At 70.6% G+C, this 17,412-nt stretch carries 17 protein-coding genes and 1 pseudogene; 5 read left to right on the forward strand and 13 right to left on the reverse strand.

Features of this window, described 5'->3' with window-relative positions; translation table 11 throughout:
- Positions 1–151: 151 nt before the first annotated feature.
- The gene (locus F1641_RS11775) at positions 152–853 is read right to left on the reverse strand and encodes an alpha/beta hydrolase fold domain-containing protein (RefSeq protein WP_194905693.1); all 702 of its coding nucleotides are present in this window, start codon (positions 851–853) and stop codon (positions 152–154) included.
- Between the two features lie 272 nt (positions 854–1,125).
- Entirely contained in the window at positions 1,126–1,965 is an 840-nt protein-coding gene (locus F1641_RS11780) for an NAD(P)H-binding protein (protein ID WP_194905696.1), read from the reverse strand.
- Positions 1,966–2,118: 153 nt separating this feature from the next.
- On the opposite strand from F1641_RS11780, the gene F1641_RS11785 reads away from it, so the two are divergent.
- Positions 2,119–2,655 (forward strand): MarR family winged helix-turn-helix transcriptional regulator, encoded by a 537-nt coding sequence (locus F1641_RS11785; RefSeq protein WP_194905698.1) that lies wholly within the window; start codon positions 2,119–2,121, stop codon positions 2,653–2,655.
- 73 nt (positions 2,656–2,728) lie between these two features.
- On the opposite strand, the gene F1641_RS11790 is transcribed toward F1641_RS11785, so the two are convergent.
- Positions 2,729–3,382 carry a phosphotransferase gene (locus F1641_RS11790; RefSeq protein WP_194905701.1) on the reverse strand — a complete coding sequence of 218 codons (654 nt, stop codon included), beginning with the start codon at positions 3,380–3,382 and terminating at the stop codon, positions 2,729–2,731.
- 17 nt (positions 3,383–3,399) lie between these two features.
- On the opposite strand from F1641_RS11790, the pseudogene F1641_RS11795 reads away from it, so the two are divergent.
- Positions 3,400–3,669, forward strand: a pseudogene (locus F1641_RS11795) (sugar phosphate isomerase/epimerase family protein); the annotation flags it as partial.
- 82 nt (positions 3,670–3,751) lie between these two features.
- Positions 3,752–4,714: an ROK family glucokinase gene (locus F1641_RS11800; RefSeq protein WP_194905994.1), complete on the forward strand. Its 963-nt coding sequence runs from the start codon at positions 3,752–3,754 to the stop codon at positions 4,712–4,714.
- 285 nt (positions 4,715–4,999) lie between these two features.
- Here the strand turns inward: F1641_RS11800 and dapA are convergent, their stop codons facing one another.
- From dapA to F1641_RS11830, 6 genes are all read right to left on the reverse strand, one after another.
- Positions 5,000–5,890 carry a 4-hydroxy-tetrahydrodipicolinate synthase gene (dapA, locus tag F1641_RS11805; RefSeq protein ID WP_194905702.1) on the reverse strand — a complete coding sequence of 297 codons (891 nt, stop codon included), beginning with the start codon at positions 5,888–5,890 and terminating at the stop codon, positions 5,000–5,002.
- Between the two features lie 69 nt (positions 5,891–5,959).
- Positions 5,960–7,393 (reverse strand): NAD(P)/FAD-dependent oxidoreductase, encoded by a 1,434-nt coding sequence (locus tag F1641_RS11810; RefSeq protein ID WP_194905704.1) that lies wholly within the window; start codon positions 7,391–7,393, stop codon positions 5,960–5,962.
- Between the two features lie 29 nt (positions 7,394–7,422).
- Entirely contained in the window at positions 7,423–8,931 is a 1,509-nt protein-coding gene (locus F1641_RS11815; RefSeq protein ID WP_194905706.1) for an aldehyde dehydrogenase family protein, read from the reverse strand.
- A 35-nt stretch (positions 8,932–8,966) separates the two neighbouring features.
- Positions 8,967–9,890 (reverse strand): amino acid ABC transporter ATP-binding protein, encoded by a 924-nt coding sequence (locus tag F1641_RS11820; RefSeq protein ID WP_206691045.1) that lies wholly within the window; start codon positions 9,888–9,890, stop codon positions 8,967–8,969.
- A complete protein-coding gene (locus F1641_RS11825) occupies positions 9,817–10,881 on the reverse strand; it encodes an amino acid ABC transporter permease (protein WP_194905708.1) in 1,065 nt (354 codons plus the stop codon). Before F1641_RS11825 ends, F1641_RS11820 begins: the two co-directional genes overlap by 74 nt.
- A gap of 23 nt (positions 10,882–10,904) precedes the next feature.
- On the reverse strand, positions 10,905–11,858 hold the full coding sequence (locus F1641_RS11830) for a transporter substrate-binding domain-containing protein (protein ID WP_194905710.1): 954 nt from the start codon (positions 11,856–11,858) through the stop codon (positions 10,905–10,907).
- Positions 11,859–12,156: 298 nt separating this feature from the next.
- Here F1641_RS11830 and F1641_RS11835 point away from each other — a divergent pair, with 298 nt between their 5' ends.
- Both F1641_RS11835 and F1641_RS11840 read left to right on the forward strand, forming a co-directional pair.
- Positions 12,157–12,873 (forward strand): GntR family transcriptional regulator, encoded by a 717-nt coding sequence (locus tag F1641_RS11835; protein WP_206691046.1) that lies wholly within the window; start codon positions 12,157–12,159, stop codon positions 12,871–12,873.
- Positions 12,874–13,098: 225 nt separating this feature from the next.
- Entirely contained in the window at positions 13,099–13,329 is a 231-nt protein-coding gene (locus tag F1641_RS11840; RefSeq protein ID WP_194905712.1) for a DUF2188 domain-containing protein, read from the forward strand.
- A 251-nt stretch (positions 13,330–13,580) separates the two neighbouring features.
- Here the strand turns inward: F1641_RS11840 and F1641_RS11845 are convergent, their stop codons facing one another.
- The 4 genes from F1641_RS11845 to F1641_RS11860 form a co-directional block, all read right to left on the reverse strand.
- Positions 13,581–13,886, reverse strand: coding sequence for a hypothetical protein (locus tag F1641_RS11845; protein ID WP_194905714.1), 306 nt, complete (start codon positions 13,884–13,886; stop codon positions 13,581–13,583).
- A gap of 51 nt (positions 13,887–13,937) precedes the next feature.
- Positions 13,938–15,308 (reverse strand): hypothetical protein, encoded by a 1,371-nt coding sequence (locus tag F1641_RS11850; protein ID WP_194905716.1) that lies wholly within the window; start codon positions 15,306–15,308, stop codon positions 13,938–13,940.
- A 134-nt stretch (positions 15,309–15,442) separates the two neighbouring features.
- Complete coding sequence (locus F1641_RS11855; protein ID WP_194905719.1) at positions 15,443–15,931, reverse strand: hypothetical protein; 489 nt, start codon at positions 15,929–15,931, stop codon at positions 15,443–15,445.
- Positions 15,932–16,862: 931 nt separating this feature from the next.
- Positions 16,863–17,237: a hypothetical protein gene (locus tag F1641_RS11860; RefSeq protein ID WP_194905721.1), complete on the reverse strand. Its 375-nt coding sequence runs from the start codon at positions 17,235–17,237 to the stop codon at positions 16,863–16,865.
- Positions 17,238–17,412 lie beyond the last annotated feature (175 nt).

Here is a 17,412-nt window from a genome sequence, read left to right on the forward strand (position 1 = left end):
GCAGAGACTGCCCGGGTAGTGATCCCGTGTGACACACGATCGTTGCGGCCATCGGCAAGGGGAAGGTCTGAGAGGGCGCTCGGTCGCCGGTCCTTCTCCACGACGGTCAACGAGCACCTTCGCCGGAGCGGCCCCCAACTGTGGAAATCCGTCACCTCGTCGGCGTCAGGTGCGAGGAGAAGAACCGCTCGATCTCGGCGAGCAGCGCACGGACGGTGGCGACCGGCTCCTTGGAGTAGAAGTCATGATCGGCTCCGGGGTACTGCCGGTGCACGACCTCCACGCCAGCGGTGTGCAGCACCTCCGCCAGCTCCTCGGCATCGGCGGCCAGGGTGTCCATCTCGCCGCTCTGAATGAGCGTCGGTGGCATCGCTGCGGGCAGTGCGGCATCCAGGCGTGGAGAGGCCAGTACCTCTGCGCGCCGCACGACGTCGGGGAAGTAGCTCCACTGCACCGCGCGCTGCACCATCGGACTGATCGCCGGACGAGCGGCCGCGGAGGTGCGGTCGGCACGGGTGGCGTCGGTGAAGGGCACGATCAGCGAGACGGCCACCGGCAGCGGTGCGCCTGCAGCGTGCAGCTGCTGGCAGGTGTTGATGGACAGCTTCGCGCCGGCGCTCACCCCCGACAGCAGCAACCGCTCGCCGTCCCAGCCCTGGGTGCGCCCGTGGGCCTGGACCCAGCAGGCGATGTCGTACACCTCTTCCTCGGCGACCGGGTAGCGCGCCGTGGGAGCGGTGTCGTAGTCGGGCAGCACGACGGTGGCACCCAGGCTGGCCGCCAGGTAGCGGGCGATGTGGAGGTCTTGCTCGGGATAGCGGTTGATGAAGCCGCCTCCGTGCAGCTGCAGCACCACAGGACCCGGCGCCGGTGGGTCCGAGACCCCTGGATGTGACACCAGGGTGGGGGGACTGACCACGATCGAGCGCACGTGGCCGTGCCGGGTGGGGACCGAAATTTCGTAGGGCTGCGGCAGCGGTGTGATGGTGATGTCCAGTGCTGGGGGGATCGTGGGATGGGCGCGTGAACCCACCTGCGCCAGCGCCCAGAACAAGGGGTTGAAGGGGCGTCGCGGATCCCGGAGTGGTTCGGGCTGCGCAGCCCTGGTCATCCTGGGCGCTCGAGTCATCGGAAGTCCGCGACGTGGTCACGCGTCCACTGCGCGTAGGTGAGTGCTGGGCGCCCGAGCACCGCGGGGACGGAGTCGGTGCGGACGGGTTCGGGGATCTGGGGGACCTGGCCGCGGGTCTGGATGAGGGCGTCGGCGTAGAAGGCGGGGATCTGGGTGAGCAGCTCAGTGCGGTAGGTCTGCACATCGACCACCTCGAAGGCGATGGGCGTCCCCAGGGCTTGGGAGATGGTGGCGACCTGCTCGCGCTCAGTCAGGCTCGCCCCACCCAGGACCAGCGGGGCCTGTCCGCGCAGGGAGTCATCCAGCAGGGCCCGGGCGGCGACGGCGGCGACGTCCCGCTCGTGCACCAGAGGGGTGGCGCCGTCGGGGAAGGCGGTCCTGACGGCGCGTTCCTGGCGGATCGTGCGCGCCCAGCGCAGGGAGTTGGTCGCCAGGTAGCCCGGTCGCACGAAGGTCCAGTCCACGCCGGAGTCCTGCAGGGCCTGCTCGGCGCGCAGGTGCTCCACGGTGACGGGGTTGGAGGTGGGGTCGGGGAAGAGGACGGAGTTAGAGGACAGCAGGACGACGTGCTGCACCCCTGCTGCTGAGCAGGCGGCGGTGAAGGAGGGGGCGTGGTCGGCGCTGGCGTAGAGGAACACCTTCTGCACCCGGGTGACCAGGGCGGGGAAGGTGGCCGGGTCGCTCAGGTCACCGTGGACGACCTCGACGGTGCTGGGCAGGCCGGCACGCTCAGGAGCGCGGCTGGAGGCGCGGACCTGTTCGCCGGCGGCGAGCAGGTCTTTCACCACGGCGGCGCCGATGTGTCCGCGGGCGCCGATGACGAGGGTGGTCATGATCCTCCTGAGCTGTCGTGGTGGGCCTTCACCGGGTCCACCCGGTGGGATGGGTTCGCCCCGTTGTGGTTCCGCGCAAAGTAATTACGTCGTAAAGATACTTGCCGACGGATATGGTGCAACGCCGGGACGAGGAAGCGGAGGGGAGCCTGCATGAGCGCTGCGACGGGCAGTGGGACGGGCGACGGGACGGGCGGTGCGGGCCGGCACGGCCATGCCGTGCAGGTGCTGGGTGCGCTGAGGGCTCTGGCGACCAGCCAGCGCGAGCTGGGTAGGCACTTCGCCCGCGCACGCGGCATGCACACCACCGACGCGAACGCGATCGTGGAGGTCCTCACCGCCGAGCAGCGCGGCGCACCGTTGACGCCGGCGCGCCTGGCGGAGCGGGTGGGGCTGTCGACGGGGGCTACCTCGACGCTGCTGAACCGGCTGGAAGAGGCGGGGCACCTGGTCAGGTCCCGTGAGCATCGGGATCGCCGGGTGGTGACACTGCACTCCACCCACGCGATCCACGACACCGCAGACGGCTTCTACGCACCCCTGACCCAGCAGCTGCACACGGTCCTGCTGGAGTACTCCCCGGCTGAGCTTCGTCTGGTGCAGGAACTAGCAAGTCGGCTGTCCAAGACGGTCGATGACTACATCGCATCGGTACCTACGACACAGACCCAGCAACCGATCGGCGAATGACACATCGCAGCTGACGCACCGGCTTAGCGCCAGCCCCGCGCGCCCGGTCGACGATCCTTCGGTGAGACATGAACTACCGCTCACTGACCTGCTCGTCATCGACCTGATGAGCAAGGCGACGAGTCGTGACCAACTTGGACCGCCACCGCGCCGGCCACCCCTGCGCCACCCACGACGCATGCGGCTCGTGCCCCGCCCGCCCCAGATGCACCACCTCCTCGATGGCGAGCTGCTGGCGGTGGACCACCGCTCCCACCACGTCCAGTGGCTCGGCCCAGCCATAACCGTCCAGGAAGGCCCGAACGCGCCCTCGACGGTCAGGCACATCGGCGAACCCCCGACGCGCGAGCTCCTGCGGGTCGTCCTCGAAGGGAGCCAGCCACTCCAGGGCGTAGGCGACGTCACTGCACGCTGGTGCAGGCCGGGCGCTGTCCCAGTCGAACAGGCCCACGGCCACCCCGCCGGACCACGCGAAGTTGGCCGGTTGAGCATCCCCGTGACAGATGACCCGCTCCGACCCACTGACCGCAGGCTCCTCGGGGACCGCCCAGACGGCGTCGGCGGGTGGCACCCACGTCCGGCTGGCCTCGTGCACGCGGCGCAACAGGTGACCGGCTGAGGCGACCCCTTCGAGACCGAGCTGGTGGGGCCAGCACTCCTGTCCGGCATCGCCCGCCACCAGGCGCACCGTCTCGACGGCACCATCCAGGCTGAGTGGCTCGGGCACCGGCATACCAGCGTCGCCGCAACGGCCGCCTGGGCTCGCACCTGCCGTGGGCCGACCCGCGCCGCGGCTGGGACTTCGTCACCGCCGGCCACGGCCACGTGGACTGGGAGCCGATCTTCCGCACCCTCAACGCCATCGGTTACTCCGGCCCCACGAGCGTGGAGTGGGAGGACGCCGGCATGGACCGCCTCGTGGGTGCGCCCCAGGCGCTGGCGATGGTGAAGGAGCTCGCGAGGATCTCCCCGCCGGCAGCGGCCTTCGACGCCGCCTTCTCCACCAAGCGCTGACGTGAGCAGCCACGTGGCGTCCGCAGTCAGCACCGCCCCCGCCGCCGTCCCCGGCACCGCTGTCGGTGCAGGTGCTGAACGCCTGACCATCGGCGTGGACATCGGCGGGACCAAGATCGCGGCTGGGGTGGTCGACGCCCGTGGACGCATCCTGGCCCGCACGCGCCGTGAGACCCCTGCGCGAGATGCGAAGGCGATCGAGGCGGCAGTAGTGGATGCGGTCATAGAGCTGCGTCATGAGCACGACGTGGCCGCCGAGGGGGTGGCCGCTGCCGGCTTCGTCGACGTCAGCCGTTCGGTGGTGACGTTCGCCCCGAACGTGGCCTGGCGCGACGAGCCGGTGCGCGCCGACCTCGAGGGCGCCCTCGGTCTGCCGGTGGTTGTGGAGAACGACGCCAACGCCGCGGCGTGGGGGGAGTTCGCGCACGGGACCGGGCGCAGCGCTAGTAGCGCTGATCATGAGGTCCACGACATGGTGCTGCTGACCATCGGCACCGGGCTGGGCGGCGGCATCGTCATCGGCGACCGCCTGCTGCGCGGCGCCAGCGGCTTCGCCGGTGAGCTGGGGCACGTGCGAGTGGTCCCCAACGGCCATCCTTGCGGCTGCGGCAACCGGGGCTGCTGGGAGCAGTACGCCTCGGGGCGGGCGCTGGTGCGCGAGGCCCGCGCCATGGCGAGCACTGGCTCACCGCTGGCGGCCCACCTGCTGGAGTTGGCCGGGAACGATCCACAGGCAATCCAGGGGCCCACCGTCACGAAGGCCGCTCTGGAGGGCGACACAGCCGCGATAGAGCTGTTGGCCGATCTGGGCCGCTGGATCGGGGAAGGCGCGGCGAGCGTCGTGGCCGCGCTCGACCCGAGGCTCGTGGTGGTTGGCGGGGGCGTCTCGGAGGCCGGCGACCTTCTCCTGGGTCCGGCGCGTGCTGCCTTCGCCCGCCAGCTCACCGCCCGCGGCCATCGGCCCGCAATTCCGTTGGAGCTGGCCACCCTGGGGAATGACGCCGGGATGATCGGCGTCGCGGACCTGGCGCGCAACCCGAGCTGAACCGCGGCGGTGACTACGCCTGGCCCGTCCGTCATCACTGCCAGCCTCTGGTCGGTGGGCCCGGACGCCGTGTCGGGATGAGGGCGCCTAGGGGCCGGGGCGGTCCGGCGCTGCAGAGCACCGGTCCGCCCCGGCGCTCAGCTGGTGCGAGTGAGCAGAAGCTCACCCCGACAGCGGAAGGGCATCGTTCCGCCGCCCAGCGGACGCCGCCGATCGCGAAAAGCGGCACCCACGTCAGCTCACCGCGTCGCGGCTCCTAGCGCCGGGGAGGTACCGCCAGATGCCTCAATCCGCAGCGGCTAGGGACTGAAGTGAGCGTCGGATGCTGGCGACGGCCTCCTCGCTTGATGGGGCGGTGGGGCGCCGCGGGGCGCCGACCGACTCCCCCCGCAGCGAAAGGGCGGCCTTGACGGCGGGGATGAAGGGCTCTGACAGCAGCGCATCGATCACCGGGTACAGCACCTTCCACTTCGCCAGCGCGCCCGCGAGTTCCCCCGCGCCGATGAGACGGCGCACGGCGACGATCTCGGCGGGGACGACGTTGGCGGTGCCGGCCATGACCCCGGCGGCACCCTCGACCAGGGCGCTGTACAGGTAGGAGTCCCAGCCGATGAAGGTGCCGATGACGTCGGAGTGGTGATGGATCAGGCGCAGCGCCTGCTCCCAGTCGGCGCTGGAGTCCTTGATGTACCTGACGTTGTCGACCTCGGTGGCGAGCCGGCGCACGGTGGCGGGGTCGAGGTTGAGCCCAGTGACCGAGGGGATGTTGTAGAGCATGATCGGCAGCTCGACCGCGGCGGCGACGTCTTGGATGTAGGCGACGGTCTCCTCCGTGGTCAGCGGCTCGTAGTAGGGCGAGATGAGCATCAGGACGTCAGCGCCGGAGGCCTGCGCCGCCTTGGACAGGCGGATCGCCTCGGCGGTGGTGGTCGCGCCGGTCTGGGCGATGACGGGCACGCGTCCGGCGGTGTGCTCCACCACGACGTCAACGAGCTGGCGGCGCTCCTCGGAGCTGAGGGCGCCGACCTCGCCGGTGGAGCCGGCTGCCACGACGCCGTCGACGCCCGCGTCGATCGAGCGGTCGACGACCTTCTTGAGCAGGGGGACGTCGATGGCGTCGTCGCGGTCGAAGGGCGTGGTCAGGGCAGTGAGGACGCCTCGCAGGTCACTGGTCACGGTGAACTCCTGGTCGTGGGTCTGGGGTGAAGAAGCGGGCGAATGCATGTGGGCCGGGGGAAACGGCACTCAGGCAGAGCGGGGACGGCCAGACGTCTGGAGAGCACTGAGGCCGTCGAAGCCTTCGATGCCACGCAGACCCGCCGGTGCCTGACGGTCGGTGGCCAGCACGCTGGCGACCTCCTGGGCGGCGGAGAAGCCCGAGGTGATGGAGGTCTCGGTGTAGAGGGTCCCGAGGTAGTCACCGGCCAGGAACACGCGCCCGGCGCCGCGGGTGAGGGTGGACTGGATCTTGGCCCGGCCCGGGAAGGAGTACGGGGAAGCCACAGCCCAGCGCGAGGCCCTGGCCTCCACGACGGTCTTCGAAAAGCCGGGTGAGTCCAGCACCGCCTCTAGGTCGCGCAGGTGGGTCTGGACGACCTCCTCGTCGCTCTTGTCCAGCAGGGCCGTGCCGAGCGCGGCCGGGGAGAAGGTCATGAAGCTGCCGCCGGGGCGACGCACCGACTCTGAACCGCGCACGATGCTGGCCTGGTTCAGCGCGATCGCGAAGGAGCGCTTGGGCGCGGCGATGGCGTAGATGTCGTCCCAGGGCTGCGGCCCGGTCTCGTCGGTGAGGAACGCCGAGCTGACGTGGGGGCCGTACTTCACCATCCCCAGGGCCTGCTTGAGGTCGGCGGGCAGGTCCACGCCGATGCGATGGGTGACGTCGGCGGTGGTGGCCAGCACCACGGCGCGGGCCTCGACCTCGTGGTCGACGCCGTCCTGGGTGTAGCGCACCAGCACCGAGCTGTGGCGGTGCACGACCTCGGTGACCGCTGCTCCCAGCTGTACCCGGTTCCCCAGGGCCGCGGCCAGGGACTCCGTCAGCGTGGAGGGGCCGCCGACGATGCCGCGGTTCAGCCCCTGCCCGAAGCCGAGCACGAGGCTGAAGTACCCGATGCCCGCGCCGGCGGAGATCTGGTCCATGTCACCGGCCGAGCGGGTCACGGTGGTCCTGAACAGCGCCGCGGCGTCCTCGGGCAGGTCCCCGACCATGTCGGCGAAGGTCTGGGTGTTGGCGAAGTCGTAGATGCGCTGCTGGCGCATCGCGCCGGATTCCTCGGCTCGCTTGCGCACGACGCCGGTGTACTTGGCCACCCCGGCGACGACCTTCATCCCGGCGGCCACCGTCGCCAAGCGGGAGGCCAGCGGCATGGGGATGCGCAGCGGGTAGGTGGCGATGTGGCCCTTGCGCAGGAACTTGCCGTTCATCGAGAGCGCCTGCAGCGACCCGGGGACGGCCACGGCCATCACCCCGACCTCGTTCAGCAGCGCATCGGTGGAGGAGCCAGGGCCGGCGAAGACGTGCCCGCCCCAGTTCAGCCAGTAGTCCCCGCGGCGCTCGGACTTGATGCGTCCGCCCACGCGGTGGTCGGCCTCCAGCACCAGGGAGTCCCAGTGGCGCAGGCGCCACCCCGCAGACAGCCCCGCCAGACCCGCTCCGACGACGACGACGTCCTTCATCTGCGTTCTCCTGTCTGCGTGCGGTTCGGTCAGCGGGTGCGGTTGTGCATGACGTGCTTGGTGCGGGAGAAGTCCTCCAGGGCGTAGACCGACAGGTCCCGCCCGTACCCGGAGCCCTTGAAGCCGCCCCAGGGGACCTCGCTGGCCAGCACCAGGTGGCAGTTGACCCAGACGGTGCCGAAGTCGAGGCGGCGGGCGACGTCATGGCTGCGAGCAGCGTCACGGGTCCACACCGAGGCGGCCAGGCCGTAGACGACCTCGTTGGCGCGCCTGACGGCCTCGTCCTCCTCGGTGAAGGTCTCCACGGTGACGACGGGCCCGAAGATCTCCTCGCGGGCGCACTCGGCGCCGACGGGCACGTCGACCAGCACCGTCGGGGCGATGAACCACCCGGGACCGCCGGTGGCACCGCCGCCGACGGCGGCGCCGATGCCGGCCTCGCGGGCGCGGTCCAGGTAGCCGACGACCTTCTCGTAGTGGCCCTTGGAGACCAAAGGACCGATCTCGACGTCGTCACCGGCACCGGGCTCCCCCACGGCGAAGCTCTCCACCTCGGCCACCAGCAGGCGGGTGAACTCCTCGGCCACCGAGGCGTGCACGAGCACCCGGCAGCCGGCGCCGCACTCCTGACCGGAGTTCCAGTAGCCCGCCGCGCGCAGCGAGCTGGCGGCAGCGGCCAGGTCGGCGTCGGCGAAGACGACGACGGGGGCCTTGCCGCCGAGCTCGAGGTGCACGCGCTTGAGGGAGTCCGCCGCCGAGGCGGCCACGGCGCGGCCGCTGGCGACCGATCCAGTCAGGGCCACCAGGGCGATGTCGGGGTGGGTCGACAGGCGCTGGCCGACGACGGGTCCGGTGCCGGTGACGACGTTGAGCGCGCCGGCGGGCAGCAGGTCGGCGACCAGCTCGGCGAACTTCAGTGTCGACAGCGGCGTGATCTCCGACGGCTTGAGGACCAGGGTGTTGCCCGCCCCGAGGATCGGCGCGATCTTCCAGGCGGCCATGAGCAGGGGGTAGTTCCACGGCGTGACGACCCCGACGACGCCGAGCGGCTCGCGGTGGATGACCGAGAGGTGGTCGGCGACGAACTCGTCGGCGGCGGCCGAGGTGGTGGTGCGCAGTGCCCCGGCCATGAAGCGGAAGGTGTCGACGGCCTGGGCGACGTCGTCGCGGGAGACCGACAGCGGCTTGCCGGTGTCGAAGGACTCCAGGCGAGCCAGGGCCTCGGCGTTCTGCTCGACCCGGTCGGCGATGCGCAGCAGGGCCAGCGAGCGCTCCTTGGGCGTCGTGCTCGCCCATCCGGGAGAGGCGGACAGGGCGGCAGCGACGGCGGCGTCGACGTCCTCGGTGGTGCCGGCGGGCACGGCGGCGATCTTCTCCCCGGTGCTGGGGTTGAAGACGTCGATGGTCTCGGTGGCGGTGCTGGGGGTCGGCTCGCCGGCGATCGAGTGCTTCAGGGCGGGCAAGTCGCTGGGCTCGACGAGCGCGTGGCCGGCGCCGGCGCGGCGGACGTCGGTCAGCGGTGCGGTGGTGGTGGACATGGGACCTCCGAGGAGAGGAAGCGGTGGGGGGTTGCTCAGCGGACCGGGGCGGTGCTGCGCTCGGACATGGAGCGCAGGAACTGGCGCGTGGACTCCACCTGCGGGTCGTCGATGACCTGGGAGGGAGGGCCGATCTCGGCGACGGTGCCACCCGACATGAACACGACCTCGTCGGCGACGCTGCGCGCAAAGCCGATCTCGTGGGTCACCACGATCATCGTCATGCCGGTGGCGGCGAGGTCCTTCATGACCTCGAGCACCTCGCCGACCAGCTCGGGGTCCAGCGCGGAGGTGGGCTCGTCGAAGAGCATCACCGAGGGCTTCATCACCAGGGCGCGGGCGATGGCGACGCGCTGCTGCTGGCCCCCGGACAGGCGCCCGGGGTAGGTGGCGGCGCGGTCCTTCAGGCCGACCAGGTCCAGCATGGCCAGGGCCTCCCCGCGCACTTCCTCGGGCTTGCGGCCCAGCACGCGCACGGGGGCCTCGATGAGGTTCTCCAGCACGGTGAGGTGGGGGAAGGTGTTGAAGGCCTGGAAGACCATGCCGGTCTTGGCGCGCTGGCGGGCGATCTCCTTGGCCTTCAGCTCGTGCAGGCGTCCGTGCTTGAGCTTGTAGCCGATGACCTCGCCCTCGACCACGACGGCGCCGCTGGAGGGCTTCTCAAGGTGGTTGATGCAGCGCAGCATCGTGGACTTGCCCGACCCGGAGCGGCCCAGGATGCAGGAGACCTGGCCGCGGCGGACGTCGAGGTTGACGCCCCTGAGGATCTCGTTGGAACCGAAGCTCTTGCTGAGGTCGATGATCCGGACCACGGGCTCCTCCCCGGGCCGCGGCGCGTGCTTGGCCGAGGTGCCGGTGGCGGGGGTGACGCTGATGGCGAGGCGGTCAGCGGTGCCGGTCGAGCTGGTGGTCGGGCTGCTCGTGCGGCCGTTGAGCGCGGTGCTGGAGTGCTGGCTCATGAGCGGACCTCCGTGGTGGCCGGGGTGGCGGGCGAGCTGGCGGGCTGGGTGGCCTGGGTGGCGGCCTTGCCGCGTCCTCCCACGGGCGGCGGGGGCGGCCGGTAGGCTGGGCGGCGACGCTGCGGCCGTAGTAGCGCTCGACGTAGCCCTGGGCGACGCTGAGGACGCTGGTGCACAGCAGGTACCAGAGGGAGACGACGATGAGCAGCGGGATCGTCTCGAAGGTTTGGGTGTAGATGAGCTGGGCGGAGTAGAGCAGGTCGGGCAGGGCGATGACGCTGACCAGGGAGCTGTACTTGAGCATCCCGATGACCTGGTTGCCGGTCGGCGGGATGATCACGCGCAGGGCCTGCGGCAGGATGATCCGCCGGAAGACCAGCAGCGGGCTCATGCCCAGGGCCAGGGCCGCCTCGGTCTGCTGGCGGGGTACCGAGAGCAGGCCGCCGCGGACGATCTCGGCCATGTAGGCCGACTCGTGCAGGGCCAGGCCGAGCAGGGCGACGAGCCAGACGTTCAGGACGTCGTTGGTGTCAGCCCCGAAGAACTCCGGTCCTCCGAACGGCACGCCGAGCCCGAGGCGGGGGTAGAGGGCCGAGAGGTTGTACCAGAACACCAGCTGGATGAGCAGCGGCGTTCCGCGGAAGAACCACAGGTACCCGCCGGCCAGTCCGGACAGGACCTTGTTCTCCGAGAGCCGGGCAGCGGCGAGCAGGATGCCCAGGACGATCCCCAGGGACATCGCCACCGCGGTGAGCAGCAGGGTGCGGCCCAGGCCGGCCATGATCTGCGGGTTGAACAGGTAGAACCAGACCGTCGGCCACTGGAAGTTGCTGTTGGTGACCAGCGACTGCCCCAGCACGACGAGCAGGAAGACCAGGACGACGGCTGCCAGGGTGCGTCCGGGGTGGCGCAGCGGCACGACGTCGCGCGAAAGCACCTCTCGGTCGATGACAGGGGCCGGGGTGCCCGGGCGCTCTTCGGTCTTAACCATGTCGACTCCTCCGGCGCGCCGGGTCAGGCAGCCGGGGCCGGGACGATCTCGGAGGTGGTGACGGCACCCTGGCCGCCGTTGAACTCGTCGAGGATCGCCTGCAGGCGTCCGTCGGCGATGAGCTTGTCGGTGGCGGCCTGGAAGGCCTTGGCCGTGGCTGCGGTGTCGGCGTTGTTCGGCAGCGCCAGGCCGGTCTGGATCTCCGGGCCAAACGTCATCTCGGCGAGCTTGAAGGTGTTCTTGGACTGGTCGACGGAGTAGGCGACCTGGCTGCTGCTGGCGATGTTGGCGTCGATGCGCCCCTGGCTCAGCGCCAGGTTGACCAGGGCCTGGGTCTGGAAGGTGCTGACGGTGGTGTCCTGGCCCTTATCGGTGCACTCCTTGGCGATCTCCTCGGCGGTCGCCGCCTCGGAGGAGCCGATCGCGGCCCCGATCTTGAGGCCGCAGAAGTCGTCGGCGGAGGCGAAGGAGTCCTGCTCGGCGGAGGACTTCACCAGGACGGCGTCCTGGGAGACGTGGTTAACCACGAAGGTCACCTGCTGGGTGCGCTCGTCGGTGACGTTGATCTCGCCGGTGGCTGCGTCGTAGCGGCCGGCCTGCAGGCCCGGGATCACGCCGTCGAAGGGGATGATGGCGTACTCGACCTGCAGGCCGAGCAGGGCCGCAGCTTCGTTGGTGATCTGGATGTCCCAGCCGCTGGCCGCACCGCCGCCCTCGGGGACCATGACCGCCGGGGCGTACACGGCGGCGGCGACGGTGATCGTGCCCTTGTCCTTCAGGGACTGCGGGAGCATCGCGGCCAGCGTGGGGTCTGCTGCGGGCAGGGAGGCGTTGGCCGCGGGAACGGCGCTGCCGGAGCCGGCGCCACCTGCCGGTGCGGCATCCCCTGAGCCGCCGCAAGCGCTGACGCTGATCAGGGCTGCCGCGGCGGCGAAGGCCAGCGGGAACTTGACGAGGGAAGCGGTGGCGATCTGCATGGTGTCTCTCCTGGGGGTGCGAGCGGGGCGGGGGCGCGGCACGGGTGGAGGGGCTGTCGGTCCGTCGTGGTGCTCACGGGCTCGTCGGTGAGCGCGCGGTCGTGCGTCGGTGCTGACTGCAGGCGAGTCGGGTGCGGTGTGAGCTGTGACTCGCACCTCAGTGACTGGCTCTCGCGTTTGGTGTTGACGAGAACCTAGGATGTGATCACAGATCACACAAGAGGGTAGGGACCACTTCTCCCGGCTTTAACATGACGGCAACAGGACACAGCCGTGCAGAGGCGCTAGGCGCCTGGCCGTGGAAGACACCGCGGGACCGAGTGCTCGGAGGACCACGATGGTGATGACCCCGGCAGCCCCGTCGCTGCTGACCGACCAGGTCTTCGTGACGCTCAGAGACATGATCGTCAACGGCCGCCTGCCCGGTGGTAGTCGTCTGCGGATCCGACAGATCGCTGAAGAGGTAGGCACCAGCGTCATGCCGGTGCGCGAAGCCATCCGCCGCCTAGAAGAGGCTGGATTGGCGGTCAGCACACCTCACCGCGGCGCCGTCGTCCGTGAGGTGAGCAAGGACGAGCTCCTGCACATCTACGACATCCGCATGCTGCTGGAGACGGACGCCGCTGCGCGCGGAGCGGAGGCCGCCTCGCCAGATCAGGTCGCAGTAATGAGCGACAAGCTGGAGCTCCTGCGCGACGCCGTCGCCGACCGGGACGTCGATGGCGCGCTGGACCGGGACGAGGACCTTCTGAGAGCGCTCTACGGGAGCCAACCCAACCGCCACCTGGTGGAGCTCGTCGAAGGTCTGTGGCACAAGTGTCGGATCTTCAAGATCTTCGGCGCTAAGACCGCCTTGGAGTCAGGGGACGACGCACTGTGGGTCTACCCGACCCGACTCGTGGAAGCAGCTCGTCAGCGCGACGGCCGCGAAGCAGCTGCGGCGACAAGGGAGTCTCTGCTCAGTGCGCGAGGCCGCATCGAGTCCTTCATGTCCGACTCATTGCCACAGGAATGACGGGGGAACCTACGGCCCCACCACGACGGTCGATCCGTGGCCGACAGGGCCTCTCACCCGTCGTCGCCGCCCGCTCGGCGACAGGATGCAGAACAACTTCTGATCAGCCTTCCGCTGACGTTGGTCGGATGTGATCGACATGGCGGTCCGGGCTGTCGGTGGCGTCTGCCACCGTGTGGTCACCGGCACGACGCCGGCCTGAAGGTCGATCTAGGAGTCTCCTCGATGGCTACCAATAGGAACGTCGTTCCCAACCCCGACGGCGGCTGGGATGTCACCGGCGCCGGCAAGCGCGCCTCTGCTCACACCGATACACAGGCCGAGGCCATCTCCCGCGCCAAGACCATCGTGGGCAACCAGGGAGGCGGCGAGGTGACGATCAGCGGCCGCGACGGGCGCATCCGCGCCAAGGACACCGTCGCTCCCGGCGACGACCCTCGCAACATCCCCGGCTGACCTACCGGAGGGGGCGGGCTGCTCGCCAGGGTGGACGTGGGTGTCGGGCCCAGGCGACGCCGACACCTACCTCCACGGGAGGCTCCACGACCCTTGCAGAAGCGGCCTTTCCAGCTGGACTCCGCCGGTGAGCCGCCTCGACCATCGCCGGGACGCGCCCCGGGTTTTGCGCGGTGAGCCGATGCACCACCCGGCCGACGACGCAGGAGGCGCCGGTCCCCCACGGAGACCGGCGCCTCCTGCGGGCGTCATCACGGTGCCGGCGGACTCGGCGCCGGGCTCTCGTAGGGCAGGAGCTGCTCGGCGTCGAGCCACTGCTGCATCAGCTCGTGCCGCGGTGAGGTGTACGCGACATAGATCTGCCAGCCGGCACCGACGCGACGCCGGTCGACGACGATCCCCGGGTAGTCCGCCTCCGAGCCAACAACCCATACGAACGGGTTGCCTGGCGGGCGCCGCTGGCGCATCGCCTCCTCAGCCGCCAGGCGTCGCTCGGTGTTGGCAGCGACCAGCCACGCGGGCAGCGGTGCCCCCTTCTTCGCCATGCCTCCGGCCACGGGCGCGATGCTCGCCGCCGCCACTGACACCCCGGACGAGCCCGGGAGGCATCAGCTCTGCTCGAGGCGGTCCAGCAGCGCGTCCAGTCGGGCCACGAGCTCGTCGACGTCGGCCTGCGAGGCGGGAGTGGTCACGTCTACGGTCGGCTGGCTCGGCTCGGCGGTCGCAGTGGGGGTCGCAGTCGCTGAGGGCGTCTGCTGCTGCCCTCCGCTCTGCGCTGCGGCCGGCTCCCCCGACGGCGAAGGACCATCGGCAGTGCGGTCAGGCTCGGTCGAGGCGACGGCGTCCACGTAGGCCTGCGCTGAGGCGGGCATCTTCGTGTCGTCGGCGAAGAGCTGGAAGTTGCCGTCGTCCTGCGGCGCGTTGAAGAGGATCTCGTAGGCCAGCTGCCCCGGTCCGTCACCGGCGTTCGCGGCAAACCAGTCGACCATCCCGGTCACGTACGCGCTCTCGTCGCCCATCTCCGCCCGTCCGGACCACTCCGGCACTGCCAACGGCACGCCCCACTCCGCGGCCTGCTCGCTGTAGGCGTCCAGCCCGATCGGGATGCCGCCGTCGCCACGGGCGTCGAGGTGGGCGCCGAAATCGGCCTGGGAGGTGATGGTGGGCCAGCCGTTGTAGGTGTCCACGCCGAGCACGTCAGCCTGGTCGGCGCCGGGCCAGGTGGTGCGCCAGTCCAGGCCGGTGCCGGAGCTGGTGACGTTGACGCCGTAGACGAGTTTCGCCTCGGGGAAGACCTCCTGCTGGACGGCGCGGTAGCGCGTCCAGGCGGCCTTGAAATCCTCGGCATCACCAGGACTGACCGACCAGTTCCACCCGCCGAGGTTGAACTCGTGGAAGGGCCGCACGTACGTGGTTCCCCGGCCCTGGCGCAGCTCGGCCATGCGGGTCAAGGACTCGCGCCAGCGGTCGTCGTAGGCGCCGTCGGCGGCGGCGGCCCAGGTGTCGCCGTCGAGCAGGCCGCCGGGGGCGATGTCGATGGCGCCGTGGAAGTCGGCGACCTCCCCGCCCGGGGCGATGGAGTACAGCTCGGTCTGATTGTCGCCGACGTCGGCCCAGGTGCCGACGATGTCGACGGGGTCGCCGCGCCAGTCCCCCAGTGCGCCGTCGGCGGCACCGTCGCCGGAGCCGCCGGACAGCCACGTGTGATCGTCACTGACGGGCGCTGCCGCAGCGCTCGACTCGTCAGGCTTGGTGGGCGCCGGGCCCTTCGTCGCCGTGGCGGCTGGCGCACTCGGGTCGGACGTCGCCGAGGCGGTCGCGGTCGTCGCCGCAGAGGGAGTCTGCAACTCGTCGGACATCGGGTTGGTGGCGGCCAGGGCGACGCCGGTGGCGCTGCACAGGAGCGTGAAAGCACCGGCGGTGACGAGTGCCGGGCGGGCTCGGCGCGTGGCGGGGGTGGGCTGGCGATGTTTGGGCATGACGGTGACTCCCTTGTCGGGTTCGAGCGTTGGTTCATGGGTTGGCGCTCAGATGCGCTTTTGCCGGCGAGGTGCGCTGAGGGGCTGCCCGGCCGGTGACGTCGTCTGATCAGGGGCTGTGGGAGGGCGGAGCGTCATCGCGTCAGGGGCCGGTTGACGGCGGACGGTCTAGGCGGGGTCGGCATCGCCCTGCGCTCTGCATCGCGAAGAGCAGCGGCAAGGAGATCGCCTCCCCGCAGCTCGACCGCCTCGACGAGCCCCGTCCTGCCTTGAGGCCGTCGGCCGAACGGTGCCGTCGCCAGGGCATCGGACACCGTGTTCGCCTGTGCGCATGCGAGCCCGGCCGACTTCAGGAGCGTCGGGCAGTCGGGGTCGTCGAGCAGTGCGTGTCGCGGGGTGGCGAAGACCCACGAGAACCGCAGCGGGTCCCGCTCTCCGGTGGGGACCAACCACTTGCTGTCGGCCAGGTTGGACGACACCGCCTCCCCGAGGGCGAGCGTCGCCCGGACGCTCGACATGGCGACCTGGCCGGCGAAGTCGACTGCCGCACCAGATCTGCCCCTCCACGCAGCCGGCAGAGCGGGGCCGACGGCCAAGGACAGCTGGTCGATCTGGGCAGCCACGAGTGCGTCGTCCGGCTGCAGGACCGCACCCGCCCCGGATCGCGCGCTGACCGCCGGAGCGTCAGGGCGTGATCAGCCATCGCTTCGGCCACGTCGACCCCGAGAGCTTTATCGAAGGGTCGCACTCCGTCGGGAACCCGCAAGGACGCGTTGGCGTCCCACAAGGCCACCGCCCGATCGACGAGCCGCCCGAGGACCCGGAACGAAGCTTGGACCTGCAGGGGACTCACATGCTCGCTGGACGCCACCAGCTCCGTCAACCGCTCGACGCCCCGTGGGATCTGCTCCGGCCTCCGCACCACCAGAGCTCGTCGGCCAGGACTGACCCTGAGGTCTGGCAGGTGCTCCAGAGGTGCGCTGGCAGCCAGGTGCATCACGGAAGCGGCGGCGGGGCGCAAGCGGTTGGCGCTCTCGAGCAGGACTTCCGCCTGCTCACGGCGTCCGGCGTGCCTGCAGTCCCGTTCCAGCGACTCGTCCAGCCACCCCACAGCCGAGCAGTGCTGGGCGACCTGGTGCATCGCGGTCCATGCCGCCGAGTCCAGACGTCTGACGCCTACTTCGATCCGGCCCCACTCGTGGCGCGCGGCGGTGGCTGAGCGGATCACGTCACGCCACCCGCGATCGACCTCGTCGAGGGAATCCTCGCCCATGGCGTCGACCAGCGAGCGGTGGACCTCAGGACGGCGTTGTTCGTCCAGCAGCCGTCCGAGGTAGGCGACGGGGTGCTCGTAGAACACCGACTCCTCGACGGGACGACGCCACTTGCGATGAAGACCAGTCACGTCGTGGTGCACCTCGACCGCGAGGCCCAGTACGGCACTGCGAGCATGGAGCGCGAGGTCGAGGTCTTCCGCGCGAGTGGGTTCCGACGTAGCGAGCATGAGGGCCAGGTGGTCGGACAGGTCCTGGGTGTGCCCGAGCCAGGAGCCGCTCACGGCTCCCACCGCACGAGGAGCGTTCGCAGGCGGTGGCATGCGACTGCTGCACGCAGCCGTTCAGCCTCATCTGCGCCTCCCACGACGGCCAGCTGCAACCGCCGCCGCGCATGGGCGATCAGGGCGAGGGCGTGATGGTCGTCATCGGCCCCCTGGTCCGGGTAGACCAGTGGCGGCATCGGCGGGTGCACGTCGACCAGGCCACTGACGACGTCCGCCACGTCATCAGCGAGATCGTCGTCGACGATGCCCGACCTCGGGTCCGCCAGCACGACGGTGAGGAAGGTCAGAGCGCTGTCGATGCCGTGGTGGGCCCTGCTCGTGGGGATCGCCACTGAGTCGGGGTGGTCGTGGGGCTGGCCGCTGGTCATGACGCCACCCTCGCCACCAGGCACCGGTGCGACCGGCCGAGCGCCCGGGCCTGTGGACGAGGGGCACCAGCGCTCGAGGTGTGCACGAGAGCCCACTCCGCCGGAGCGCGGCTCGGGTCAGCTGGAGGGCGCTCTCGGCGAGGGCGGCCTGCGACGCGGACAGTCATGCCGCGAC

It is taken from the genome of Quadrisphaera sp. INWT6, assembly GCF_015390235.1.
Classification (GTDB): Bacteria; Actinomycetota; Actinomycetes; order Actinomycetales; family Quadrisphaeraceae; genus Quadrisphaera.